This is a genomic window from Streptomyces sp. NPDC107471 (assembly GCF_055582845.1).
Genome location: NZ_JBVJPC010000004.1, coordinates 476,594 through 500,608 on the forward strand (window position 1 = coordinate 476,594; position 24,015 = coordinate 500,608).

General features: G+C 71.4%; 19 protein-coding genes. 5 read left to right on the forward strand and 14 right to left on the reverse strand.

Features of this window, described 5'->3' with window-relative positions:
- Positions 1-33: 33 nt before the first annotated feature.
- From ACZ66S_RS15960 to ACZ66S_RS15990, 7 genes are all read right to left on the reverse strand, one after another.
- Positions 34-2,901 carry a glycoside hydrolase family 2 TIM barrel-domain containing protein gene (locus ACZ66S_RS15960; RefSeq protein ID WP_469902118.1) on the reverse strand — a complete coding sequence of 956 codons (2,868 nt, stop codon included), beginning with the start codon at positions 2,899-2,901 and terminating at the stop codon, positions 34-36.
- Between the two features lie 30 nt (positions 2,902-2,931).
- A complete protein-coding gene (locus ACZ66S_RS15965) occupies positions 2,932-3,801 on the reverse strand; it encodes a carbohydrate ABC transporter permease (protein ID WP_469902119.1) in 870 nt (289 codons plus the stop codon).
- Positions 3,798-4,766 carry a carbohydrate ABC transporter permease gene (locus ACZ66S_RS15970; RefSeq protein ID WP_469902120.1) on the reverse strand — a complete coding sequence of 323 codons (969 nt, stop codon included), beginning with the start codon at positions 4,764-4,766 and terminating at the stop codon, positions 3,798-3,800. Before ACZ66S_RS15970 ends, ACZ66S_RS15965 begins: the two co-directional genes overlap by 4 nt.
- 20 nt (positions 4,767-4,786) lie before the next feature.
- Positions 4,787-6,046, reverse strand: a complete 1,260-nt coding sequence (locus tag ACZ66S_RS15975) for an ABC transporter substrate-binding protein (RefSeq protein WP_469902121.1) — start codon at positions 6,044-6,046, stop codon at positions 4,787-4,789.
- Positions 6,047-6,274: 228 nt separating this feature from the next.
- Positions 6,275-8,119, reverse strand: coding sequence for a glycoside hydrolase (locus ACZ66S_RS15980; RefSeq protein ID WP_469902122.1), 1,845 nt, complete (start codon positions 8,117-8,119; stop codon positions 6,275-6,277).
- Between the two features lie 36 nt (positions 8,120-8,155).
- Positions 8,156-9,400, reverse strand: coding sequence for an ROK family transcriptional regulator (locus ACZ66S_RS15985; protein WP_469902123.1), 1,245 nt, complete (start codon positions 9,398-9,400; stop codon positions 8,156-8,158).
- A gap of 114 nt (positions 9,401-9,514) precedes the next feature.
- Positions 9,515-10,768: an FAD-binding protein gene (locus tag ACZ66S_RS15990; protein WP_469902124.1), complete on the reverse strand. Its 1,254-nt coding sequence runs from the start codon at positions 10,766-10,768 to the stop codon at positions 9,515-9,517.
- A 108-nt stretch (positions 10,769-10,876) separates the two neighbouring features.
- On the opposite strand from ACZ66S_RS15990, the gene ACZ66S_RS15995 reads away from it, so the two are divergent.
- The 4 genes from ACZ66S_RS15995 to ACZ66S_RS16010 all read left to right on the forward strand — a co-directional run bounded on the left by ACZ66S_RS15995 (position 10,877) and on the right by ACZ66S_RS16010 (position 15,833).
- Positions 10,877-11,884, forward strand: coding sequence for a hydroxyacid dehydrogenase (locus ACZ66S_RS15995; protein ID WP_469902125.1), 1,008 nt, complete (start codon positions 10,877-10,879; stop codon positions 11,882-11,884).
- Between the two features lie 90 nt (positions 11,885-11,974).
- The gene (locus ACZ66S_RS16000) at positions 11,975-12,637 is read left to right on the forward strand and encodes a pyridoxamine 5'-phosphate oxidase family protein (RefSeq protein ID WP_469902126.1); all 663 of its coding nucleotides are present in this window, start codon (positions 11,975-11,977) and stop codon (positions 12,635-12,637) included.
- Between the two features lie 58 nt (positions 12,638-12,695).
- Positions 12,696-14,018, forward strand: a complete 1,323-nt coding sequence (locus tag ACZ66S_RS16005) for a radical SAM protein (RefSeq protein WP_469902127.1) — start codon at positions 12,696-12,698, stop codon at positions 14,016-14,018.
- A 342-nt stretch (positions 14,019-14,360) separates the two neighbouring features.
- On the forward strand, positions 14,361-15,833 hold the full coding sequence (locus ACZ66S_RS16010; protein ID WP_469902128.1) for a cellulose binding domain-containing protein: 1,473 nt from the start codon (positions 14,361-14,363) through the stop codon (positions 15,831-15,833).
- Positions 15,834-15,969: 136 nt separating this feature from the next.
- Here ACZ66S_RS16010 and ACZ66S_RS16015 read toward each other — a convergent pair whose 3' ends face one another.
- The 7 genes from ACZ66S_RS16015 to ACZ66S_RS16045 form a co-directional block, all read right to left on the reverse strand.
- Complete coding sequence (locus tag ACZ66S_RS16015) at positions 15,970-16,647, reverse strand: GntR family transcriptional regulator (RefSeq protein WP_469902129.1); 678 nt, start codon at positions 16,645-16,647, stop codon at positions 15,970-15,972.
- A gap of 65 nt (positions 16,648-16,712) precedes the next feature.
- The gene (locus ACZ66S_RS16020; protein WP_469902130.1) at positions 16,713-17,714 is read right to left on the reverse strand and encodes a proline racemase family protein; all 1,002 of its coding nucleotides are present in this window, start codon (positions 17,712-17,714) and stop codon (positions 16,713-16,715) included.
- 34 nt (positions 17,715-17,748) lie between these two features.
- Positions 17,749-18,645: a dihydrodipicolinate synthase family protein gene (locus ACZ66S_RS16025; protein WP_469902131.1), complete on the reverse strand. Its 897-nt coding sequence runs from the start codon at positions 18,643-18,645 to the stop codon at positions 17,749-17,751.
- A 30-nt stretch (positions 18,646-18,675) separates the two neighbouring features.
- Positions 18,676-20,118: an FAD/NAD(P)-dependent oxidoreductase gene (locus tag ACZ66S_RS16030; protein WP_469902132.1), complete on the reverse strand. Its 1,443-nt coding sequence runs from the start codon at positions 20,116-20,118 to the stop codon at positions 18,676-18,678.
- Positions 20,111-20,410 carry a (2Fe-2S)-binding protein gene (locus tag ACZ66S_RS16035; RefSeq protein WP_469902133.1) on the reverse strand — a complete coding sequence of 100 codons (300 nt, stop codon included), beginning with the start codon at positions 20,408-20,410 and terminating at the stop codon, positions 20,111-20,113. The genes ACZ66S_RS16030 and ACZ66S_RS16035 overlap by 8 nt, the downstream gene beginning before the upstream one ends.
- Positions 20,407-21,594, reverse strand: a complete 1,188-nt coding sequence (locus tag ACZ66S_RS16040) for an NAD(P)/FAD-dependent oxidoreductase (RefSeq protein ID WP_469902134.1) — start codon at positions 21,592-21,594, stop codon at positions 20,407-20,409. Before ACZ66S_RS16040 ends, ACZ66S_RS16035 begins: the two co-directional genes overlap by 4 nt.
- A 112-nt stretch (positions 21,595-21,706) precedes the next feature.
- Positions 21,707-22,519, reverse strand: a complete 813-nt coding sequence (locus ACZ66S_RS16045; protein ID WP_469902135.1) for a hypothetical protein — start codon at positions 22,517-22,519, stop codon at positions 21,707-21,709.
- A 328-nt stretch (positions 22,520-22,847) separates the two neighbouring features.
- On the opposite strand from ACZ66S_RS16045, the gene rsgA reads away from it, so the two are divergent.
- Complete coding sequence (rsgA, locus tag ACZ66S_RS16050; RefSeq protein ID WP_469902136.1) at positions 22,848-23,939, forward strand: ribosome small subunit-dependent GTPase A; 1,092 nt, start codon at positions 22,848-22,850, stop codon at positions 23,937-23,939.
- Positions 23,940-24,015 lie beyond the last annotated feature (76 nt).

Below are 24,015 nucleotides of genomic sequence, written 5' to 3' on the forward strand. Positions count from 1 at the left end.
TGGATTAATCCACCCGTTCATTGGACTAATCGATCACCGGGAGAGCACCGAGAAGACGAAGGAGAACTCCGCCGGCTCGGCCCGCAGGTGGTACTGCGGCAGCGGGCCAGGGCCGCAGGACTGCGAGCCGACCCCGTGGTGGCCGTGGTCCAGGTTCACCCACACCGTCTCGCCCGGGGTGAGGTCGGTGAGGTGGGTGGCCGCGTCGAGCTGCTCGGTGGTCCAGCGGCGGGCGGTGAAGGAGAACTCCGGGTCGCCCTCGATCCTGAGGCCGCCGAGCTCCACCCAGCGGACGTCGGCGCGGGCGCCGTTCTCCTGCGGGCGCAGGTACGGCGTCTGGAGCTCGTCCACGGTCGCGGTCCAGCGCCCGACCATGGAGGCCTTGCGGGTGTCCGGGTAGGCCTCGCCGGGGCCGCCGCCGAACCACCTGACCTGGTCCGCCTCGGGGAGCCCGAGCCGGACGCCGAGCCGTGGCAGCGGCTGCGTCCACTCGCCGTCGGGACCGACGGACACCGTCAGGCGCAGGCGTGAGCCGTCCGAGGTCCAGCGGTGGATCACATCCAGGCCCACCTCACGGGCGGCGGGCGCCACCCGGGTGCGGACCGTCAGCGCGTCCTCACCGACCTCCACCGAGGTCAGACGGTGCCGCATGCGGTGCAGCCCCAGCGTGCGCCACAGCGCGCTGTATTGGATCCCGGAGTTCCACTCCGTGCCCTCGTCGTTGTCGGTCGTCGCCCGCCACACGTCCAGCCGCGGGCTCTCGACGGCGATCCCGCCGATCGCCTTGAGGGCCCCGGTACGGGCGTCGAAGGACGCCGGGCCCAGGCTGATCAGCCGCTCGCCGCGCACCGGCCGTTCGGTGGGCGCCACGGAGGGCCGTACCGGGGCGGTGGCCGGGAGCTGTCCCCACGCGACGACATGGCCCCTCGGCGCCCAGGCCGTGTCGGACGCCAGCAGCGCCCGGACCGTCCACCGTGCCTCGGCCCCCTCGTGCGCGGGCGGCTCCGGCAGCTTCAGGTCGGCCGACTCGCCGGGTGCCAGCGCCGGCACCGCCAGCGTGCCCGCCTCGACCGTCTCGCCCTCCACCTCGTACGACCACTCGAAGCCGAGGGCGGACAGGTCCGCGAAGTCGTACTTGTTGGTGACGCGCACGGTGCCGTCGGCGCCCTCGATGCGGACCGGCTCGACGACCTTCTTGTACTCGACGAGCCCGGGGGAGGGCGTGCGGTCCGGGAAGAGCAGGCCGTCGCAGACGAAGTTGCCGTCGTGCAGCTCCTCGCCGAAGTCGCCGCCGTAGGCGTAGCCCAGCTCGGCGTGCTGGACGCCGTGGTCGATCCACTCCCAGATGAAGCCGCCCTGGAGGCGGTCGTACTTCTCGAAGAGGTCCTGGTAGTCGGCGAGGCCGCCGGGGCCGTTGCCCATGGCGTGGCCGTACTCGCACTGGATGAAGGGCAGCGCGCGGCGCTTGTGGGTGCCGCCGTCCAGCTCCTGGCCGATCCTCTCGACCTCGTCGTGAAAGGCGTACATGCGCGAGTACACGTCGGTGTCCCGGCAGTTCCAGTCGCCCTCGTAGTGCACCAGACGCGAGGAGTCCCGGCCGTGGATCCACTCGGCCATCGCGGTCAGGCCGCGGCCGGTGCCGGCCTCGTTGCCCAGCGACCAGAAGACGATCGAGGGGTGGTTCTTGTCCCGCTCGACCATGCGGGCCGCGCGGTCCAGGAGGGCCGGGGTCCAGCGGTCGTCGTCGACGGGGTTGTCCCGCCAGTCCTGCTCGGTGAAGCCGTGGGTCTCCAGGTCGCACTCGTCGACGACCCACAGGCCGTACTCGTCGCACAGGTCCAGGAAGGCCGGGTGCGGCGGGTAGTGCGAGGTGCGCACGGCGTTGATGTTGTGCCGCTTCATCAGCAGCACGTCCTCGCGCATGGTCGCCAGGTCCAGGGTGCGGCCCGTCTCCGGGTGCCACTCGTGCCGGTTGACGCCCTTGAACAGGACCGCCTTGCCGTTGACCTTGATCAGGCCGTCCTCCAGGACGACCGTGCGGAAGCCGATGCGCAGCGGGACCCGCTCGCCCTCGGTGACCAGTTCGCCGTCGTAGAGGCGGGGGCTCTCGGCGCTCCAGGGGGCCACCAGGGCGGTCACGGACTCACCGGTCGCGACATCGATGTCCAGGGCGGGCACGAGCACCCGCCCGTCGACGTCGGAGTCGACGCGCAGGGTGCCCTCGCCGGTGAGGTGGTCGTAGGAGGCGTGCACGAAGAAGTCGAGGACGGAGCCCGCCGGGCGGTGCAGCAGGGTCACCTCACGGAAGATGCCCGGCAGCCACCACTGGTCCTGGTCCTCCAGGTAGGAGCCGGCCGACCACTGGTGCACGCGCACGGCCAGGACGTTGCCCGTGGGCTTCAGCAGATGGCCCACGGCGAACTCGTGCGCGAGCCGGGAGCCCTTGAACTCGCCGATGTCCGTGCCGTTGAGCCAGACCCGGGCGCAGGACTCGACGCCGTCGAACCGGATGACGGCGCCGCCGTCCGCCGGCCAGTCCGCCGGCAGGTCGAAGACGCGCAGGTGGTCGCCGGTCGGGTTCTCGGTGGGGACGTGCGGCGGGTCCACCGGGAAGGGGTAGAGGTGGTTGGTGTAGATCGGCAGCCCGAAGGCGCCCTCGCCCTGGAGGACCCAGTGCCCGGGGACCGTGACCTCGGCCCAGCCGGCGGCGTCGAATCCCTCCTCGGCGAAGGAGTCGTCCTCGGCGTCGGCGGTCGCCGACAGCCGGAAGCGCCAGGTGCCGTCGAGGGGCAGGGACCTCGCGTCGGAGGACGCGTACCAGGCGCGGGGCGGGAGGGCCCCGCTGCCGGGCGAGACGTCCTCGACGTAGTCGAAGGCCGGGGAGGTCGTGCGGAAGGACATCGGTCTCCAGGTCCTGAGAGAGAGGGGGTGTCAGCCCTTGATGCCGGTCTGTGCGATTCCCTGGACCAGCCAGCGCTGGAGGAAGAGGAACACGAACACCAGGGGCAGGATGGAAATGGCTGTGGCCATGAAGATCAGATGGAAGTTGACGGTCTGGTTGGTCATGAAGGAGGACAGTGCGACCTGGACGGTCCAGGAGCTCGGGTCCTGGCCGATGACCAACGGCCACAGGAAGGCGTTCCAGCCGCTGATGAACGTGATCGTGGCCATCGCCGCGAAGAAGTTCAGCGAGTTGGGGACCACGATCCGCCAGTACGCGCCCCAGTATCCGAGGCCGTCCACGCGAGCCGCCTCCTCCAGTTCCTTCGGGAACCCGAGGAAGTACTGCCGGAACAGGAAGCAGGTGAAGCCGCTGAACAGGCCGGGGATGATCAGCCCGCGGTAGGTGTCGATCCAGCCGAGGGACGAGACCAGCACGAAGCTGGGCACGAAGGTGACGGCGGTCGGCACCATCAGGGTCGCGAGGACGACGTAGAAGACCTTGTTGGCGTGCCGGTAGGGGATGCGCGCGAGGCCGTAGCCGGCCAGGGAGCAGATCAGCAGGGTGCCGACGGTCATGGAGACGGCGATCACCGTCGAGTTCCACATGGACCGGGCGAAGTCGACCGTCGGGTCGTCGAACAGCTCGCCGATGTTGCCCCACTGGAAGGAGGGGAGGAGCTTCCAGTTCTCGCCGGTGATCTCCGGGTCCGTGGACAGGGAGTTGCGCAGGATCAGGTAGAAGGGGAGCAGGAAGAGCAGGGCGGCCACGCTGACGGCGATGTAGAGGCCGGTGTTGCCGAGGACGCCGCCGCGCTTCCTGCGGCTCTCCTTGCCCACCTGAGGTGCGGTGGTGGTCACTTGGAGTCCTCCCCCCTTCCGAAGCCCATGAACTTGCCCTGGAGGAGCGTGACGGCGCAGATCAGCACCGTGAGGATGACGGCGCCCGCGCTGCCGGCGCCGTAGTCCTGGTTCTCGCCGAGGGCGGTCTTGTACAGGACCATGAGCGGGGTCTGGCCCCAGGTCGCCTTGGTCGTGATGATGTTGAAGAACTCGTCGAACGCCTGGTAGGCCGCGACGAGCAGCAGCAGGATGACCGCGGTCGAGGTGGCGCGGAGCTGGGGCAGCGTGATGTACCGGAAGGTCTGCCAGCCGGACTTGGCGCCGTCGATCGCGGCCGCCTCGTACAGCTCCCCCGGGATGTTCTGCAGCGCGGCCAGGAACAGGATCATGTAGAAGCCGGCCTGCAGCCACAGGCGTACGGTCACGATGACCAACCAGTACCAGGGCGGGTTCGGGTCGGACAGGTAGGCGATGTTGTCGACGCCGAACCAGCCGAGCACCGTGTTCATCAGACCGAAGCGGACACCGGTGAAGATGGACATCTTCCAGATCAGCGCGGCGGCGACGTACGACACGGCGGTCGGCAGGAAGAACACCGACCGGAAGAAGGCCCGCATGAACCGCAGCCGGTGCACCAGCAGGGCCAGGCCCAGGGACAGCGCCCAGGTGAGCGGCACGATGAGCGCGGCGAACACCGTGAACGTCACCAGGGAACCGGTGAAGTTGGAGTTCGTCAGCATGCTCTCGTAGTTGTCGAGGCCGACAAACTTGCTCGGTGTGACGGTGAAGCGCGCGTCGAAGAAGCTGAGCCAGACGCTCCAGACGATCGGCACGAAGACGAAGATCGCCAGGCCGATGAGGAAGGGCCCGGTGAAGAGCCAGAAGTTGAGGGTCGGGTTGCCGCTGAGGCCCCGCCGCGGCCGGGCCGGTGCGGCCTTGGCCGGGGCGGGCTGGGCGACCCCGCGCGTGGTGGTGGTCGACATGTCGTGGTGTCCCCGCGGGCCTATCCGAACAGCTTCTTGAGTTCGGCGTCGACCTTCTTCTCCGCGGTGGCGAGCGCGGCGTTCGGGTCGCCGTTCTTGCGGACGCTGTTGGCGAACGCGTCGGTCAGGGCGGTGATCATTGCCTGGGTCCAGCCGATGTTGTCGAAGTGCCCGAACTCGTTGAAGAGCTTGACGCCCTCGGCCGGCAGACCCGACTGGAGCTTGGTGGCCGACTGGGCGATGGAGGTGCGCGGCGGGATGTGGAAGCCGTACGAGGTGGCCCAGTCCTCCTGGTACTGCTTCTGGTCGATCCACAGCCACTTCACGTACTCCTTGGCCGCGTCGACGTTCTTGCCCTTGGCGTTGACGAACATCGACCAGCCGCCGTTGTAGACCGACTGCTTGCCGTTGTCGCCGACCTTCGGGAAGGGGAAGACGCCGAGGTCGTCGCCGAGGGCCTTCTGCATCGCGGGCATCGCCCACATGCCGCAGAACTGGATGGCGCACAGGCCCTGGTTGATCGCGGACGGGTCCCAGTAGTCGGCCGGGGCGTCGAGCAGCAGGTTGCCGCTGGTGAAGAGTTGGCGGAGCTGCTTCATGCCGGCGACGACCGCGTCCGTGTGGAAGGCGGGCTTGTTGTCGGCGGTGAGGGTGTCGGCGCCGGCCGACCAGATGAGCGGGTTGATCGCCGGGACGAGGTCGTTGCCGAGGAAGACGCCCTTGACCTTGTTGGTGGTGAGCTTCTCCGCCGCCTCGAGCAGTTCGTCGAGAGTGGTCGGCACGTCGACCTTGGCCGCCTCCAGCATCGACTTCCGGTAGAAGAAGAACTGCGGGTCGTCGATCATGCGGACGCCGTATATCTTCCCGTCCACCGTGTGCGAGGTGATGTCGGCCGGGTTGAAGTCGTCCTTGACCGGGTCGATGATGTCGGTCAGGTCGGCGACCTGCCCGCTCTTGACCATCTGGATCTGCGGGTGGAACTCGAAGACGTCGGGCGCCTGCTTGGTGAGCAGCGACGCGAACAGCTTCGACTCGAAGTTGCTGCCGGTGATCCAGTTGGTGCTCACGTCGGCCTTCTTGTACGCGGCCGCGTACCGCTTGATGGCCTGCTCCGTGCCCGCCTCGCCGTAGGCGTGGAAGTACTGGACGAGTCCGTCGCCCGACCCGCCGCTGCGGCCCGTGTTGCTGCCGCACGCGGCCAGCCCGCCGGCGGCGGCCAGGCCCATCGCGGCTCGCAGAACGTTTCGACGGTCCCAGTTGCTGTTGCTCAATGCCGACATGCTGACGTCCTTGTCTCGAATACGGCTACGGCTCTGCGCCTGGCTCTGCGGCTCAGGCCAGTTGGCTCGATTGGGCCTGCGGTGCGGGACGTTAACCTTCGGCTAAGCCTTCGGCAAGGGGTTGGACGAAGTCTGCTCGAAGCGTTGCGCAGCGTTCGGGATACCGGACGCCTCAGGGTTGCGGGCCGCCGTCCCAGCGGCCCGCAACCCCCGTGCAGGGGTACCGCGTTACTGTCTGGACCAGGCCTGGTTGGTCCCGCCGTTGCAGGTCCACAAACCGACCCTGCTGCCGTCGGCCGTCGCCTGTCCGCCGACGTCCAGGCAGGTGCCGGACGCCTTGTCGACGACCTGGCCGTTGGAGTTCAGCAGCCACTGCCGGCTGCCGTCAGGGGCCGGCTCGAAGCTCGCGACGAGCCCCGAACTCCCCGCGGTCAGATAGCCGTTCACGCCCTTCAGGCGGCCCTTGGCGTCGTACGACCACACCTGCTCGGGTCCGCCCGTGCAGCTCGTGATCGACGCGCCCGTGGCGTCGGCGGTCAGGCACTTGCCGGACTGCCTGCCCCGGAGCGCGCCCGTGACCGCAGAGGTGCCGTGGCCCTTCTGGTCGAGGACGTACGTCGTGACGGACCGGGCCGGCAGGGTCGCGGAGGCGGTGCCGCCCCTGACCGAGGGCTTCGTGACGTTCGCCCAGCTCTCGGTCGCCGAGGTCCGCACGGCCTTGCTCGCCCGGACCGGTGCCCTGCTGTTGAAGTGCAGCTTCACCGCCGTGTCGGTGGTGTTGTGGTTGTTGGCCACGACGACCCACCTGCCGTGGTCGTCGTACGTCGACACCTCGACGCCGTCCGGTGCTCCGGTCACGTTGTGCGCGACCGAGCCCGGCCGGACGAACTTGCTGTACTGGCCGAGCGCGTAGAAGCGCTTGGTGAAGTACAGGGTCTGGTTGCCGTTGCCGGCGTAGTCCGGGTCGTAGTAGATCAGGCCGTCGTTCCAGCCCTCGTCGTTCCTCGCGAGGGGGTCGCTGCCGATCATCTCCGACAGGGCGACCCACCACTGGAACGCCGAGTCGTGCGCGGTCGCGAAGTCCTTGTAGATGATCCGGGAGAGGTTCAGACCGCCGTCGATCGTGGGGTCGTACTCCTGCGCCCAGCCCGTGCCGCCCTTGCCGAAGCAGCAGATCTCCGTGGACCAGGACTGTTTGCCGACCGACCTGGACGTCTCGTAGATCTTCGCCCGCTGGTCGTCGCCCGGGTTGTTGTACGTGTGGTGGGCGAGCCTGTCGACGTACTGGGCGGTGTCCGGCTGCGAGATCCACTGCGGGACCTCGGTGTTGAAGGTCACCGTGCTGCTGGACTCGTCCGCGATGATGCCGGTCCTCTGGTGCCTGGCCCGCTGCTCGGCGCCCAACGCCCGCACGATGTCGTCACGTTGGTCGACCGGGACCAGCATGCCCTCCTGGCCGCAGTCGTCGAAGCTGTTGGTCGGCTCGTTGAACGGGCTGATGTAGTCGAACGTCACGCCCTGCTCGGCGAAGTGGGCCGTGACGTCGGCGACGTACTTCGCGTAGTCCTGGGTGTTCTCCGCCTTCAGATAGCCGCCGCAGCTCTTGGCGTTGGTCTTCCACTGCGCCGGCGCGCTGTTGACGAAGGCGATCAGGTCCTTCACGCCGTACCTGGCGGCCGCGTACAGGAAGGTACGGCCCGCCTTGTCCTTGCTCCAGTCGTAGGACCCGTCGTCGTTCACGAAGGTCTCGGGGGCGCGCGGCGCGTAGGTCACACCGGTGCCGCCCCCGCCGATGTTGTAGCGGTAACTGCTGAGCGCCAGGCCCTCCTTGGAGAACAGCAGCCTGGCCACCCGGGCTTGGACCTCGGGGGCGAAGTTCTTCAGGTCGTTGACCCACCAGGCGCCCGAGGCGCCGATGTTGTCGATGGTCTGGGCGGCGTGCGGGGAGACTTCGGCCACCGTGGGGGTGGCGGCCGACGCGGGCGGAGCGGATATCAGCGGTCCCGCGACAGCGAACGCGGCTGCGGCTGTCAGCAGGGCCGATCTCCTGCGGTGGGGGTGAGACACGTGCATCCCTTCCGTCGTCGTGAAGGTGGTGCGGTGAGGCTCCTAGCGGAGGTCGTGCGTCTTCGTCCGTGCCGGGGTGGTGCGTTTCGCGGACCTCTGCCCGACCGACTGGAGAGCGCCTTCGAGCGCGAACGTCGCCGCGCCCAGACACGCGGGGTCCGTCGGGATCGGAGAGAGGACGATCTCGGTGGCGGCCGTCGGCCGGGGCAGCGCGTGCCGGGCGACGGCCTCGCGCACCTCCGCGACCAGGGGCTCGCCGAGGGCGGCCGCGACCCAGCTACTGAGCACGACCACCTCGGGGTTGACCAGGTTGACCAGGTGCGCGACGGAGGCGCCCAGATAGCGGGCGGTGTGCCGCACGACCTTGAGCGCCACCGGGTCCCCGGTGCGCATCCCCCGGGCCAGCGCGGCGATCGTCGCCGTCTGGTCGCCCGGGTGCAGCAGCTCGCTGTCGGGGCTCAGCTCGCGCAGGTTCAGCATGATCCCGGGGGCGCCGACGTACGTCTCCACACAGCCGTGGTTGCCGCAGCGGCACAGGCGTCCGTCCAGGACGATCGTGTTGTGGCCCCACTCGCCCGCGCTGTTGGACACCCCGCGGTGCAGGGCTCCGCCCAGGACGAGACCGGCGCCCACGCCGGTGCCGAGGGTGACCACCACGGCGTTCGCGCGTCCGCGCGCGGCCCCGAACCACTGTTCGGCCACGGCGACGGCACGCAGCGGGTTGTCCAGGTAGAGCGGGTAGGCGATGTGCTCGGAGAGCAGGTCGAGCAACGGCACGTCGTGCCAGTCCCAGTTGGGCGCGTACTCCGAGATGCCGGTCGCGCGGTCCACCTGGCCCGGCACGCTCACGCCGACGCCGAGCACCCGGGCGCCCTCGATCCCGGCCTGTGCGACCACCGAGCCGACGGCGGCGGCGACATGGCCGACCACCTGCTCGGGGAGGCTCTCGCCGGGGCGGACGTCCTCCTCGGCACGGGCCAGGACGTTCAGCGCGAGGTCGAACAGCTCGACGTGGACGTAGGTCTCGGCGATGTCCACGCCGATCAACGCGCCCCCCGACGCGTTGACGGCCACGAGCCCCCGCGGACGCCCGCCGGCCGACTCCTCGAACCCGACCTCCGTGATCATCCGCAGGTCGAGCAGCTCGCCCACGAGCGTGGCGACGGTCGCCAGGCTCAGCCCGGTGGCCGCCGCCAGCTCCTGCCGGGACGTGGGCGACTCGGCGATGATCTGCCGCAACACCTCGTAGCGGTTCGCGGTGCGGATGTCGCGGGATGTGCGCTTCACCGGGCCTGCCCCCGTCCTTTCGCTCAGGCCGGGACGACAGTGGCACCGGCGCGGCGCAAGGCTATGGGGTGCGGGCGACTTTGTACAAGGGCTTAGGAAAGGGGCTTTATAAAGTCACTCGGCGAGAACGGTACGGACGTAGGCGTTGATGAATTTCGCCTCGGGGTCCAGCTCGCGCGCCAGTTGCCGGAAGTCGCCGAGCCTCGGGTGGCGCTCGCGCAGGATCCCGGCGGGTGTGGTGAACACCTTCCCCCAGTGCGGCCGCGCGTCGAAGGCGTCCAGTGCCGCCTCCAGCCGGCGCACCACCGGAAGGACGGCCGCGGTGTTCTCGATCCAGGTGAAGTGCAGGGCCACGGTGTCCCGGCCGTAGGAGGGGCTCAGCCACTGCCCGTCGGCGGCCACGGTCCGCACCTCGCAGGTCTGGAGCACCCCGGCGACCGACTCCCGGATGCCGTCCACCGCGTGCAGCGCCTCGACGGCGTACTCGCGCGGCAGCAGGTACTCCGACTGGAGCTCCGCCCCGCTGCTCGGTGTGAACTCGGCCCGGAAGTGCGGCAGTCGGTCGTGCCAGGGCCCCGGCACCCCGGACTGCTCGGTGCAGTTGACCGCGGGCATCCCCGGCACCGGGTGCATCTTCTCGGTGGCGGGCTCGGCCCACGGGAAGTCGGCGAGCGGCTGGTCCGTCCGCCGCTTGACCCAGACCTGCCGGAAGCCCGGCGCGCCCCAGTCGGTGAACAGGCTGACGCTGTACGCCGTCGACATGACCGTCTCGAAGGCCGCCAGGTCGAGGCCCGCCAGCGGGAGTTCGGTGTAGACGTACTGCTCCACGTCGAAGGAGGGCACGAGGTCCAGGGTGAGCGCGGTGACGACACCGAGGGCGCCCAGCGAGGTGACCGCGCCGCCGAAGCGGGGGTCGTCCCGGCCGATGGTCAGCGGCGAGCCGTCCGCCGTGACCAGTTCCACCTCCCGCACGGCCGACGAGAGCGGACCGTTGCCGACGCCCGAGCCGTGGGTGCCGGTCGCCACCGAACCGGCCACCGAGATGTGCGGCAGCGAGGCCATGTTGGGCAGCGCGAGATTGTGCGCGTGCACCACGCGCGCGAGTTCGGCGTACCGGACGCCGCCCGAGACCCGTACCGTACGGGCCGCGGTGTCCACGTCGATCACCGGCGGCAGGCCCGCGACGGACAGCAGGACGCCCTCCGGGCCCGGCTCGGCGATCTCGTTGAAGGAGTGCCCGCTGCCCAGCACCCGCACCCGCGCACTGTCCGCGACCAGCGCGGCGAGTGCGTCGAGCGAGTGGGGCCGGTGCAGTTCCTTGGCGGAGTAGGTGATGTTCCCCGCCCAGTTGGTGATCGTCTCCGACATGTCCGTCGTTCCTCCCGGGAGTGCGTATGCGTTGACCCTCTCATTTGTCGGGGCCTACCGTAGAGAGCGTTTTCTACCACCTTTCCGTCGGTCTGGAGGATCACCGCCTTGCCCGAGCGACCTCAGGCGCTGTTCGCGATGACCGCCGAGAACGTGCCGCTCGTCTTCCCGCCCGAGGTGCTGGCGCGGCTGCGGGAGTCGGTGGACGTCGATCCCGCGGTGGTGGCCGAGGACCTCACCGACCCGGCGCTCGCGGACGTCCTGGCCCGCACCGAGATCCTCGTGACCGGCTGGGGCTGCCCGCGACTGGACGCCGCCGTCCTCGACGCGGCCCCGAAGCTCCGGGCCGTCCTGCACTCCGCGGGCTCGGTCAAGGGCTTCGCCACCCCGGAGGTCTGGCGGCGCGGGATCGCCGTCTCCTCGGCGGCCGAGGCCAACGCCGTGCCCGTCGCCGAGTACACGCTCGCCGTGATCCTGCTCGCCGGCAAGGACGTCTTCGTGCGCCGCGAACGGATGCGGACCGAGCGGGCCTCCCCCGGCTGGGGGGTCGTGCCGGACATCGGCAACCACGGGCGGCGGGTCGGGGTGATCGGGGCGTCCCGGACCGGGCGCAAGGTGATCGAACTGCTGCGCCCGTTCGACCTCGCGGTGACCCTGACCGACCCGTACGTCGACGAGGCGGGGGCCGCGGAGCTGGGCGTCCCGCTGGTGGGCCTGGACGAACTCCTGCGCACCTGCGAGATCGTGACCGTGCACGCCCCCGAGACCCCCGAGACCCGGCACCTCGTCGGCCGCCGCGAGCTGGCCCTCATGCCGGACGGGGCGGTGCTGGTCAACACCGCGCGGGGCAGCCTGGTCGACACCGGCGCCCTCGTCGACGAGCTCCGCACCGGCCGCCTCTCCGCGATCCTCGACGTCACCGACCCGGAACCGCTCCCCGCCGACTCCCCGCTCCACGACCTCCCGGGCGCCTTCGTCACCCCGCACCTCGCCGGGTCGCAGGGCAACGAGCTGGCACGGCTGGGGCTGGCGGTCGCCGAGGAGGCGAAGCGGCTGGTGTCCGGGGCCGGGCTCGCCGGTCCGGTGGACTACGAGGGGTTGGCGCGAACGGCGTGAGCCACGGATTTCGTCGTTCCTGGGCTGATCCACGGTCCAGGAAGGCAAGGGGCTGGTCTTGGAATCGCTGAATCAGTAGCGTCCTGGTCCATGGCTCCTGATCAGCTTCCCGAGACCGACCTCACCCGCCACCGGCGTCTGCGCGAGCAGGGCAGTCGGGACCGGGCCGATCTGGAGGCGATTCTCGACGCCGGGTTCGTGTGTCATCTCGGGGTCCTGGTCGAAGGGCGGCCGATGGTCGTGCCCACGGTGTACGGACGGGACGGGCGGCAGCTCTTCCTGCACGGCTCGGTGGCCAGCCGGAGCCTCGCCGGCGGTGCGCCGGTCTGCGTCACGGTCACCCACGTCGACGGCCTGGTCCTCGCGCGGTCCGTCTTCGAGCACGGCGTCAACTACCGCAGCGCCATGATCCACGGCGAGGCGCGCAAGGTGACCGACCCGCAGGAGAAGCTGGAGGGACTGCGCCGGCTCACCGAGCATGCGACGCCCGGGCAGTGGTCGTACGCCCGGCAGCCGAGCCGGAAGGAACTCGCGGCCACCACCCTGCTCGCCCTCCGCCTCGACGAGGCCTCCGTCAAGATCCGCACCGGCGCGCCCGAGGACGGGGACGGACCCGACGCCGAGCTGGGGCTCTGGGCGGGTGTGCTTCCGCTCACGTCGGTGTGGGGCGCGCCCGTTCCCGACCCCGTACTGCCCTCGGAAACGCCCGTACCGGCTCATATCGCACGCCGTGAGGGGACCCGGCACGGCTGATGTCCGAGCGAGGGCATACCGTGAGGAGTCGTACGTCCGATCCGGGAGGAGATACGGGATGGGCAGCCGTACCGCGCTGGTCGAGGATCTGATGGAGCGGTTCCCGCAGGTTCCGCGGGAAGCCGTCTTCAAGGAGGACCTGTTGCGGGGTGGCGTGGCCTTCGACCCGTCCGCCCTCAGCGACAACGAGTCCGGTGAGGTGAAGCCGAAGTCGTACTTCATCTTCTCCTTCGACCACGGCACCCTGCCGGAGCTGGGCGAGGCCGCGCTGCGCCGCCCGCCGGAGGAGATCATCCTCACCGGCGGTCCGTACGACCTGCGCAGGACCGTGGTCTCGGTGCGGGTCAACCCGACCTCGCCCTATCGCGTCGCCGCCGACGACAGCGGGATGCTCGGGCTCTACCTCGACGGCAAGCGCATCGCCGACGTGGGCGTGCCGCCGATGCCGGAGTACTACCGGCACAAGCTCGCGAGCGGCAAGTCCGTCATGGAGGTCGCCCCGACCATCCAGTGGGGCTACCTGATCTACCTGACCGTCTTCCGGGTCTGCCAGTACTTCGGCGCCAAGGAGGAGTGCCAGTACTGCGACATCAACCACAACTGGCGCCAGCACAAGGCGGCCGGCCGGCCGTACACCGGGGTCAAGGACGTCGAGGAGGTCCTGGAGGCCCTGGAGATCATCGACCGGTACGACACCGCGAAGGTGTCCACCGCCTACACGCTCACCGGCGGCGCGATTACCAAGACCGTCTCCGGGCGCGACGAGGCCGACTTCTACGGCCACTACGCCAAGGCCATCGAGGAGCGCTTCCCGGGCCGCTGGATCGGCAAGGTCGTGGCCCAGGCGCTGCCGAAGGACGACGTGCAGCGGTTCAAGGACTACGGCGTGCAGATCTACCACCCCAACTACGAGGTGTGGGACGAGTACCTCTTCAAGATGTACTGCCCGGGCAAGGAGCGGTACGTCGGCCGGGACGTGTGGCACAAGCGCATCCTGGACTCGGCCGAGGTGTTCGGCGCGCGCAATGTCATCCCCAACTTCGTGGCCGGCGTGGAGATGGCCGAACCCTTCGGGTTCAAGACGGTCGACGAGGCCATCGCGTCCACCACTGAGGGCCTGCGCTTCTTCATGTCGCACGGCATCACGCCCCGCTTCACCACCTGGTGCCCCGAGCCCACGACCCCGCTCGGCAAGGCCAACCCGCAGGGCGCCCCGCTGGAGTACCACATCCGGCTGCTCCAGGCGTACCGCCAGACCATGGAGGACTTCGGTCTCTCCTCGCCCCCCGGGTACGGCCCGCCCGGACCCGGCCGTGCCGTCTTCTCGGTGAGCTCCTTCATGGACAGCCTCCCGGCGGCGCCGGAGCCCGCCGAGGTCTGACCGCACGACGAGCGGTTCCGGGCGGCCGTCGCGGCCGCCCGGAACCGCGTTGACGTCCCGCCCGGCTCCGGGCGGTCCCGACGGCCGCCCCGGCACGGCGGATCTTCCGGCACGTCTGGTTCCCGTGTGGCGGGGTTGATACGTTCCCGCTTCCGGTCCGTACACATGGGCGTTCGTGCGACACCCTGCCGTGGGGGAGTGGACCGAACCCTCGGTAACCGTTTTGAATGGCCTGCTTGTCAGTTGTGTGGGAGACGTGAAAGGCTCCTGTCCTGCCGCGAGGTTCCCCCTAACTCCTTTGCCAGTATGGCGAGTTGACCTCGCTTTGGATGCAGGAGTCCCATGCCCGACCTGCCGACCCCCCAGGACGCCGCCGAGGCCGCGCTGTTCTCCGAGTGCTGGGATGCCGTGCTGTCGTACGCCGATCTGTGCACGGCCGGCTCCGCCGCCGCCACGGACCTGGCCAGGGAGGCGTTCTCCCTGGGCATGCGCGAGGCACGGGAGGCGGAGGCCGCCGTCCGCGGTGCCGGCCGCCGTACGGCCCGGCTGCCCCGAATACCCCTGCTGCTCACCGCCGTTCGCACCACCGCCGCTGACTGGGAGACCCAGGGCCTCGGCCACCGCCTCGACCCCGACCTGCGGCTGTGGCTCAACTCCGACAAGGCCGCCCGCTACACCGGCCCGCCCCTTCTGCGCCCCATCGCCCTGCGCGGACTGCGCGACCTCCAGGCGGCGGACGCCGAACTGCTGTGGCTGGCCGAGGTGGAGGCGCTGCCGCTGCCCGTGGTGGCCCGCAGGCTCGGCCTCGACCCGGCCACCGTGGGTGACGAACTCGCCCAGGTGCGCGGCCTGTTCCGGGACCGCAGCCACCGCAACCACCTCGACATGCCGATGGACGCGCAGTGCCGCAGCTACGCCCGGCTGCTGGACGCCGTCACCCGCTCCACCTCCGGTGAGACCCCGGAGGACCTGTCCCACCATCTCGCGCGGTGCCGGCAGTGCGCGGAGGCCGCCGCCTGTCTGCGCCTGCACGGCGGCGGGCTGCCCGCGGCCCTCGCGGGCGGCGTGATCGGCTGGGGCGGACTCGCCTATCTGGAGCGCCGCCGCCGGGCCGCCGAGGTACGCCTCGGCGCGGGACGACCGCCGGCGCTGGAGAGCGGACCCCCCAACCCCGGCGCCCACAAGGCGAAGGTCGTGCGCAACGGACTGCTCGTCGCCGCCGTCCTCGTCTCCCTGCTCGCCCTCGCGGTCTCGATGATGCCGGGCGACGACATGGAGAGCGGAGCAGCCGGGCCCGGCGCCTCCGCCGAGGGCCAGCCGGTGGCCAACCCCACCTCGTCCCTGCCCACCGCCGGCTCCCGGGCGCCGGGCTCGGCCGCGGCCTCCGGCACTCCCACCGCGAACCCCTCGGAGTCCGCGGGGGTGAGGAACTCCGACCCGGAGCCACAGGGCACCTCCTCCGCGAGCGCCGAGGAGCCGGAGCCCAGCGAGAGCGCCACCCCGGCCTGCCGGGTCGAGTACTCCCTCGTCAACCAGTGGCCGGACGGCTTCCAGGCCGAGGTCACCGTCACCACCCCGGAGGCCCTCGACGACTGGCGGGTCACCTGGTCCTTCAAGGACGGCCAGCAGGTGACGCAGATGTGGGACGCGGACTTCACCCAGAGCGGCGCGAAGGTCACCGCGACCGCCGCCGACTACAACAAGTCGGTCCCCGCGGACGGTTCGCTCTCCCTCGGCTTCCTCGCCTCCTGGCAGAGCAGGAACGCCCCGGCGTACGACTTCGCCCTCAACGGCCGGGAGTGCGTGAAGTCCTGACAGCGGCCGCGGGGTCGCTCATGCACGTCTCCCGTGCGGGGGTGCAGTCGGAGCGCGCCCGGCTGCACCCACCCAGGGGCGCGGGGAACTGCGCGACCAGCCCCCGCCGGCCCGCACCCGTCAAACCGACCCGCCCCTACGGCGCCGCCCACAGCCCCCGCACATGGCCGATGTGCCGGGTCATCACCTCCCGTACCGCCGCCCGGTCGCGGGCGACCAGCGCGTCGAGGAGTTCGAGGTGCTCCTCCGCGGAGGCCAGCAGGCGGCCGGACTTCACCAGCGGGGTGAGGCCGTACAGCCGCGACCGCTTGCGCAGGTCGCCGACCACCTCGACCAGGTGGGCGTTGCCCGCGAGGGCGAGCAGTCCGAGGTGGAAGCGCATGTCGGCCTCGACGTACGCGATGAGGTCACCGGACACCGCCGCCTGGACGATCTCCCGGGCCGCCGGACGCAGCGCCTCCAGACAGACGGGGTCGGCGGTCGAGGCCAGCTCCACGACGGTGGGGATCTCGACGAGCGCGCGGATGTGGGTGTACTCGTCGAGCTGCTTCTCGGAGACCGCGGTGACCCGGAACCCCTTGTTGGGGACGGTGTCGACCAGACCTTCCTTGGCGAGGTCGAGCATGGCCTCGCGCACCGGCGTGGCCGACACCCCGAAGCGGGCCGCGAGCGCGGGCGCCGAGTACACCTGCCCCGGCAGCAGTTCGCCCGCGATCAGCGCGGCCCGCAGGGCGTCGGCGACCCGCTCCCGGTAGCTGCTCTTCTTGCCGCCGAGAACGGGAAGAGCGGGGGTGCTGGAGGGCTGGGCGGCCATGAGGGGCATCTCCTAGTGGTGCAATGTCACGCGGCACCCGGCATTATCCTCGACGCGCGCCGCGCTCAGAGGACGAATCCCGCCGGGAACGGATCGGTCGGGTCGAGCAGGTACTGGGCCGTGCCGGTGATCCACGCCCGCCCGGTGAAGCTGGGCAGCACGGCGGGGCGGCCCGCCACCTCGGTGGTGCCGAGGAGCCGGCCCGTGAACCGCGTCCCGATGAAGGACTCGTTCTCGAACTCGGTGTGCAGCGGGAGTTCACCGCGCGCGTGCAACTGGGCCATGCGCGCACTGGTGCCGGTGCCGCACGGGGAGCGGTCGAACCAGCCGGGGTGGATGGCCATCGCGTGCCGGGAGCGGCGGGCGGTGGCGCCGGGCGCGAGCAGATGGACGTGGTGACAGCCGCGGATGGACGGGTCCTGCGGATGGACGGGCTCCTCCTCGGCGTTGATCGCGGCCATGAGGGACAGCCCCGCCCTGAGGATGTCGTCCTTGCGGTCCCGGTCAAAGGGCAGCCCGAACTCCTCCAGCGGCAGAATGGCGTAGAAGTTGCCGCCGTACGCCAGGTCGTACGTCACCGTCCGCCCGTCGGCCAGTGCGATCTTGCGGTCGAGGGCGACGGAGAAGGACGGCACGTTCCGCAGCGTGACGTTCTTCGCCCGGCCGTCCTCCACCGCGACCTCGGCGACGACAAGACCCGCCGGGGTGTCCAGCCGGATCGTGGTGACCGGCTCGACGACCTCGACCATCCCGGTCTCCACCAGCACGGTCGCCACCCCGATCGTGCCGTGTCCGCACATCGGCAGGTAGCCCGAGACCTCGATGTAGACGACACCCCAGTCGCAGTCCGGACGGGTCGGCGGCTGGAGGATCGCCCCGCTCATCGCCGAGTGCCCGCGCGGCTCGTTCATCAGGAGCTGCTTGACGTCGTCGCGGTGCTCACGGAACCACAGCCGCCGCTCGTTCATGGTCGCGCCGGGGATCGTGCCGATCCCGCCGGTGATCACGCGGGTGGGCATGCCCTCGGTGTGCGAGTCGACGGCGTGCAGGACGAGTTTGCTGCGCATGACGCTCCTGGTGGTCGGAGGGACGATTCGGGACCTACGCCAGCCCGGCCGCGACCGCCTTCTCGGTAGCGGCCCGCACGACGGCCTCCTGCTCGGGCAGCAGCGGGACCCGCGGCGGGCGGCACCCGCCGCCGTGGCGGCCCACGATGTCCATCGACACCTTGATGGCCTGCACGAACTCGACCTTGGAGTCCCAGCGCAGCAACGGGTGCAACTGCTCGTACAGCCGCTTCGCGGTGGCGAGGTCACCGCCGACCGCGGCCCGGTACAGCTCGACCGAGGACCGGGGCAGCGCGTTCGGGTAGCCGGCCACCCAGCCCTTGGCCCCGGCCAGCGCCAGCTCCAGCAGGACGTCGTCGGCGCCGATCAACAGGTCCAGTTCCGGGGCGAGTTCGGCGAGCTGGTAGGCGCGCCGGACATCACCGGAGAACTCCTTGACCGCACGGATGCTCCCCTCGGCGTACAGCTTGGCCAACAGCTCGGGTACCAGGTCGACCTTGGTGTCGATGGGGTTGTTGTACGCCACGACCGGCACGCCCGCCTTCGCGACCTCGGCGTAGTGCGCGAGCACCGACCGCTCGTCGGCCCGGTAGGCGTTGGGCGGCAGCAGCATCACGGACGCGCAGCCCGCGTCGCGCGCCTGCTCGGCCCAGCGCCGGGACTCCGCCGAGCCGTACGCGGCGACGCCCGGCATCACCCGCTCCCCGCCGATCGCCGCCACGGCCGTCTCCACGACCCTGGCCCGCTCCTCGGGCGTGAGCACCTGGTACTCGCCCAGTGAGCCGTTCGGTACGACGCCGTCGCAGCCGTTCTCGACCAGCCAGGCGCAGTGCTCGGCGTACTTGCCGTAGTTCACCGACAGGTCGTCGTTCAGGGGGAGGGCGGTGGCGACGAGGACACCGCGCCAGGGGCGGAGCTCGGTGGTGGTCATGGCGTTTCCCTCTCAGTGGGGTGTGACATGTTACTGATCCCGGTCTTCGCCGGACGTCTTGTGCGGCTCGCGGCCGACCCGCTCCCCGCTCTCCCCGGCCCGCGCCAGCACGCCCAGCGGCACCGGCCGCGCGAACGGTCTGCGGCCCGCGGTCTCCGCGCACCCGGCGACCCCGGCCACGCCGGGCCCGCACACCCGGCCCTGGCACCAGCCCATCCCGGCCCGCGTCAGCAGCTTCACGGTCCGCAGGTCACCGGCTCCCAGGTCCCGCACCGCCTCCCGCACCGCACCGGCCGACACCTCCTCGCAGCGGCACACCACCGTCTCGTCGGTGACCTGCTCGGCCCAGTGCGCGGGCGGCGCGTACACGGAGTCGACGGCGGCGAAGAAGGCCCGCAGCCGCTCCCGGGTCCGCGCGGCGGCCGCCCACTCGCCCGGGTCCGGCGTCCTCCCGGCCAGCCGTGCCGCGATCGACCGCCCGGCGATGTGCCCCTCGGCGAGCGAGAGCGCGGAGCCGCCGATGCCGGTGGTCTCGCCGGCCGCCCACACGCCGGGCACGTCGGTGCGCTGCTCGTCGTCGACGTGCACGTCCGTCCCCCCGACCCGGCAGCCCAGCGCGTCGGCGAGGTCGGTGTGCGGCAGCATGCCGTGGCCCACGGCCAGGATGTCGCAGTCGATGCGCCGCCGGGTCTCCGGGCGCACCCGTCCGTCCCGGTCGAGGGCCGCGACCGTCACCGCCTCCAGCCGGTCGGATCCGTGCGCCTCCACCACGGTGTGGTGCGGGAGCGTGCGCACCCGGTGCCGCAGCAGCCGGCCCGCGTACGCGGCGCCTTCGGCCAGCTTCTCCGGCCGGCCCGCCAGCGCCCGGGACCGCCGTACGAACGACATCGGGTCGGCCGAGTCCACCAGTGCGGCGACCGTCGCGCCCGCCGCCGCGAGCCCGGTGGCGACGGGCAGCAGCAGCGGTCCGGTGCCGGCGACGACAGCGGTACGGCCGGGCAGCACGAGTCCGCCCTTGAGCATGGCCTGCGCCCCGCCCGCGGTGAGCACGCCGGGCAGCGTCCACCCCGCGAAGGGCAGCACCTTCTCGTAGCCGCCGGTGGCGAGGAGGACGGCGTCGGCGGCCACCTCGGCCGGTGTCTCCTGCTCGGCGCCGACGAGGGCGTGCACGGTGAGTCCGGCGCCGCCCCGGCGTTCGACGAACCAGACATGATGGTCCGTCAAGTGCCGTACCGTCCCCGCCTGTACGTGGGTGCGGAGGCCGTCCCGGAGTGCCTCCCAGGTCCGCCACTGGTGGTGCAGGGCCCGGGGGCGGCGGGCGCCGAGCTCCGGCGCGGGCTGCCGGTAGAACTGTCCGCCCGCCTCCGGCGCCGAGTCGATCAGCGTGACGCGGACACCGCGGGCCGCCGCCGCGAGGGTGGCCGCGAGCCCGGCCGGGCCCGCGCCGATCACCGCCAGGGTAGCCTCACTCATCGTGGCCGGTCCCCTCCTGGGTGCGGATCGCGTCCCCCGGTCGCAGCCGCACCAGACAAGCCCGTTGGTTCGGGCGGTCGTTGACGGTCACCAGGCAGTCGAAGCAGACGCCGATGCCGCAGAAGACCCCGCGTGGCCGGCCCTCGCCCCGGGTGGTGCGCCAGGAGGTGACACCCGCCGTCCACAGCGCGGCCGCGACGGTCTGGCCGGGCAGCGCCTCGATCTCCCGCCCGTCGAGCGTGACGGTGAACGCGGGGCCGGGCTCGGCGCGCACCAGCTCCAGCGGGTTCACGAGGCCTCCCGTGCGTCGGTCGAGGAGCCGGGCTGGACGGCGGAGGCGGGGAAACGGTCGGGGCGGAAGGGGGCGAGGTCCAGTGCGGGAGCCCGCCCGGCCAGCACCTGGGCGATCAACTGCCCCGTCCCGGTGGACAGTCCGATGCCCGCGCCCTCGTGCCCGCACGCGTGGAACAGGCCGGGGACCCGCGGATCGGGGCCGATCGCGGGCAGGTGGTCGGGCAGGTACGGCCGGAAGCCGAGGTACGTCCGCATCGCGTGCACCCGCTCCAGGAACGGGAACAGCCGGGTGGCGCCCGCCGCCAGCGCCCGCAGCGCGGGCAGCGACAACGAGCGGTCGAATCCCACCCGTTCACGGGTCGCGCCGATCAGGACGGGCCCCGCCGCCGTCCCCTCGACCACCGGCGAGGTCTGCAGGGCCGCCGAGTCGCTGGCCACGTCGGCCACGTAGTCGGCGGCGTACACCTTGTGGCGGACCAGGCGGGGGAGCGGCTCGGTGACGAGGACGAAGCCGCGCCGGGGGAGCACGGGGAGGTCCGCTCCCGCCAGCGCGGCCAGCTCACCGCCCCAGGTCCCGGCGGCGTTGACGACGTACGGGGCGTGGATCTCGCCCCGGGCGGTGCGCACTCCGCGGACGGCACCGCCGGCCCCGCGCAGCACCTCGGTCACCGTGGCGCCGGTGCACAGCCGGGCGCCCGAGGCCCGGACGAGCCGGGCGGCGGCCAGGGTCGGCATGACCTGCGCGTCCTGGGGGTACAGCACGCCGCCCGCGAGACCGGGGGCCAAGTGCGGCTCCAGCTCCCGCAGTTCGTCCGTGGCCACCCGCACCGCCTCGACCCCCGCCGCGCGTTGCCCGGTGGCGAACCCCTCCAGGGCGTCCAGACCGTCGGGGTCGGCGGCGACGACCACGCCGCCCTTGGGTTCGTACTCGATCGCGTCGCCGACCTCCTCGGCCAGCTCGGCCCACAACCGGCCGGACAGCAGGGCGAGTTCGAGCTCGGGGCCCGGCTCCTTGTCGGAGACCAGGAGATTGCCCTCACCGGCGCCGGTGGTGCCGCCGGCCACCGGGCCGCGGTCCACGACGATCACGTCGAAGCCCGCCCGGGCGGCGTACAGGGCACAGGCCGCACCCACCATCCCGGCTCCGACGACCACGACATCGCAGGTCAGTCGCTTGCTCACGGCAGTACTATGTCACATACCGCTATGCGTGGGAACACCCCCGACGGCCGATCGGCCGGGGTGCCGGGGCGGCCGGGGGTGCCGGGACGGACGGGCCACGCCCACCAGCCCGTCAGTCGAGCTCGCCCGGGTCGGCCGACGGGGTCCGCCCCGCCTGGACGTCCTTCAGCCGGGCCGTGCCCAGTCTCGCCGCCTGCTCGGTGCTGTCCTCGTCGACTCCGTCGAGGCCGCCGTTGGTGAGGGTGATCGCGTCCGTGCCGACCCGCAGCGCGGCCACGTCGAGCGTGAGGGTGGCGGGCGTACCGCCCGAGGTCCCCTGGACGGTGACCCGCAGCCCCTGACGCGCGTCACCCACCTTCGGCAGGGAGCTCTCGGTCACCTGCACCGTGCGCTTGCCTCCGGAGGAGTCCGTCGCCGTGAACTGGTCGCACTTGACCGGCAGGCTCTTCAGCCAGGCGAGGGAGGTGTCCAGCGCCGACCTGTCGTAGGCGGCCACCTGGTACAGCAGCCGGGACGAGCCCTCCTCGAAGCCGGTGAGCGCGGACGCCCCGGACGGCTTGCCCAGCAGGTCGTCGCCGTACAGCCGGTCCAGAAGCTTCTGGCAGTCGGCGGCGTTCGCCTTGGCGGTGAGGAAGTCGGCCACGTCCACCTTGCCGACCAGCAGGCTGTCGTGCCAGGTGGCCGCGTTCTTGACCTGGTTCCAGTCGTCCTCCAGATCCGCCTCGGTCACCAGCGCCGCCCGCGCCCCGGCCGGGGTGAGCGCGGCCGGGGAGGTCTGCGCGAGGGGCGAGGAGGAGATCCGCGTGGTGGCCGCGCGGTCCGCTCCGCCGTCGTCGCCGTCGGAGCAGGCGGCGGTCGTCAGCAGGACGCCGACGGCGAGGACCGGGGCGAGGACAGGGAAGGTGCGGGGCGGACGGTGGGTCATCACGGGCTCTCCTGGAGATGGGGGTCGCTCTCCATGCCACAACCCCTCCTCCCGGACGACCAGCGCACCGGGCTGTACGAGTGAGGAGGACGCTCGCGGCGCGGGTCGGAAAAACCGGTGGCGCCCCCGACGAGGGCGCCTCTAAGGTGAGAGCGCTTCGCACGGCCGCGCACCGCCGCCGTGCCCCACGAACGAGGAATGAGGGAGGTGTCGACCGATGGCTGTCCTTGCGATGAGCGCTGCCCGCATCCAGATCATCAAGTCCACCTCCGTGGCCGCCGGCTGACACCCACTCCTTGTGCCGGGCCACCCTTGTGAAGGGTCTCCCTTGACTTCCACCTCCGTTTTCTCCGCTCTCGCTCCCTACGGCTGGGACGAGGCATGGGCGGACGCTTTCGCCCCCTACGAGCCCGAGGGGCTCCTGCCCGGGCGTGTGGTCCGGGTCGACCGCGGGCAGTGCGACGTCGTCACCGCCGACGGGCTGCTGCGGGCCGACACCGCCTTCGTCACCCCGAACGACCCGATGCGGGTGCTGTGCACCGGCGACTGGGCCGTCGTCGAGCCCGGCGGCAACCCGCGTTACGTACGGACGTATCTGCCGCGCCGTACCGCCTTCGTGCGCTCCACCTCCTCCAAGCGGTCCGAGGGGCAGATCCTCGCGGCCAACGTCGACCACGCCATCGTCGCCGTGTCGCTGGCCGTCGAGCTCGACCTCGGCCGCATCGAACGCTTCCTCGCCCTGGCCTGGGAGTCCGGCGCCCAGCCGGTGGTCGTCCTCACCAAGGCCGACCTGGTGCCGGACGCGGTGACCCTCTCCCATCTCGTGCAGGACGTGGAGACGACGGCACCGGGGGTCCCGGTGCTGACCGTCAGCGCCCTCGACGGGGAGGGGCTCGACGTGCTCGTCGCCGTCGTCTCCGGCGGTACGACCGTGCTGCTCGGACAGTCCGGCGCGGGGAAGTCGACCCTGGCGAACGCGCTCATCGGCGAGGACGCCATGGCCGTCCAGGCCACGCGGGACGCGGACGGGAAAGGACGGCACACCACCACCACCCGCAACCTCCTCGCCCTGCCCGGCGGGGGCGTCCTCATCGACACACCCGGCCTGCGGGGCGTCGGCCTGTGGGACGCCGAGACCGGTGTCGGACAGGTCTTCTCCGAGATCGAGGAACTGGCCCGGCGGTGCCGCTTCCACGACTGCGCCCACGAGAGCGAGCCGGGGTGCGCGGTACTCGCCGCGATCGACTCCGGTGAGCTGCCCGAACGGCGGCTGGAGAGCTACCGGAAGCTGATCCGGGAGAACCAGCGGATCGTGGCGAAGACCGACGCGAGGCTCCGTTCGGAGATCCGGAAGGAGTGGAAGAAGCGGGGGGCGCAGGGGAAGGCGGCGATGGAGGCGAAGCGGGGGCGCTGGGCGTAGGACGTAGTCGTTCGGCCGCGGCCGGGTGGGGGCCGGTCGCGCAGTTCCCCGCGCCCCTGGGTGGGTGCGGTCCAGC

Excerpts from the sequence above, each read along its gene's own strand:
- ACZ66S_RS15980 (WP_469902122.1), bottom strand. The coding sequence starts at position 8,119 with ATGCACGTGTCTCACCCCCACCGCAGGAGATCGGCCCTGCTGACAGCC.
- ACZ66S_RS15975 (WP_469902121.1), bottom strand. The coding sequence starts at position 6,046 with ATGTCGGCATTGAGCAACAGCAACTGGGACCGTCGAAACGTTCTGCGA.
- ACZ66S_RS16025 (WP_469902131.1), bottom strand. The coding sequence starts at position 18,645 with ATGACCACCACCGAGCTCCGCCCCTGGCGCGGTGTCCTCGTCGCCACC.
- ACZ66S_RS16000 (WP_469902126.1), top strand. The coding sequence starts at position 11,975 with ATGGCTCCTGATCAGCTTCCCGAGACCGACCTCACCCGCCACCGGCGT.
- ACZ66S_RS15990 (WP_469902124.1), bottom strand. The coding sequence starts at position 10,768 with ATGTCGGAGACGATCACCAACTGGGCGGGGAACATCACCTACTCCGCC.
- ACZ66S_RS16030 (WP_469902132.1), bottom strand. The coding sequence starts at position 20,118 with ATGAGTGAGGCTACCCTGGCGGTGATCGGCGCGGGCCCGGCCGGGCTC.
- ACZ66S_RS16015 (WP_469902129.1), bottom strand. The coding sequence starts at position 16,647 with ATGGCCGCCCAGCCCTCCAGCACCCCCGCTCTTCCCGTTCTCGGCGGC.
- ACZ66S_RS16010 (WP_469902128.1), top strand. The coding sequence starts at position 14,361 with ATGCCCGACCTGCCGACCCCCCAGGACGCCGCCGAGGCCGCGCTGTTC.
- ACZ66S_RS16005 (WP_469902127.1), top strand. The coding sequence starts at position 12,696 with ATGGGCAGCCGTACCGCGCTGGTCGAGGATCTGATGGAGCGGTTCCCG.
- ACZ66S_RS15970 (WP_469902120.1), bottom strand. The coding sequence starts at position 4,766 with ATGTCGACCACCACCACGCGCGGGGTCGCCCAGCCCGCCCCGGCCAAG.
- ACZ66S_RS16020 (WP_469902130.1), bottom strand. The coding sequence starts at position 17,714 with ATGCGCAGCAAACTCGTCCTGCACGCCGTCGACTCGCACACCGAGGGC.
- ACZ66S_RS16045 (WP_469902135.1), bottom strand. The coding sequence starts at position 22,519 with ATGACCCACCGTCCGCCCCGCACCTTCCCTGTCCTCGCCCCGGTCCTC.
- ACZ66S_RS15960 (WP_469902118.1), bottom strand. The coding sequence starts at position 2,901 with ATGTCCTTCCGCACGACCTCCCCGGCCTTCGACTACGTCGAGGACGTC.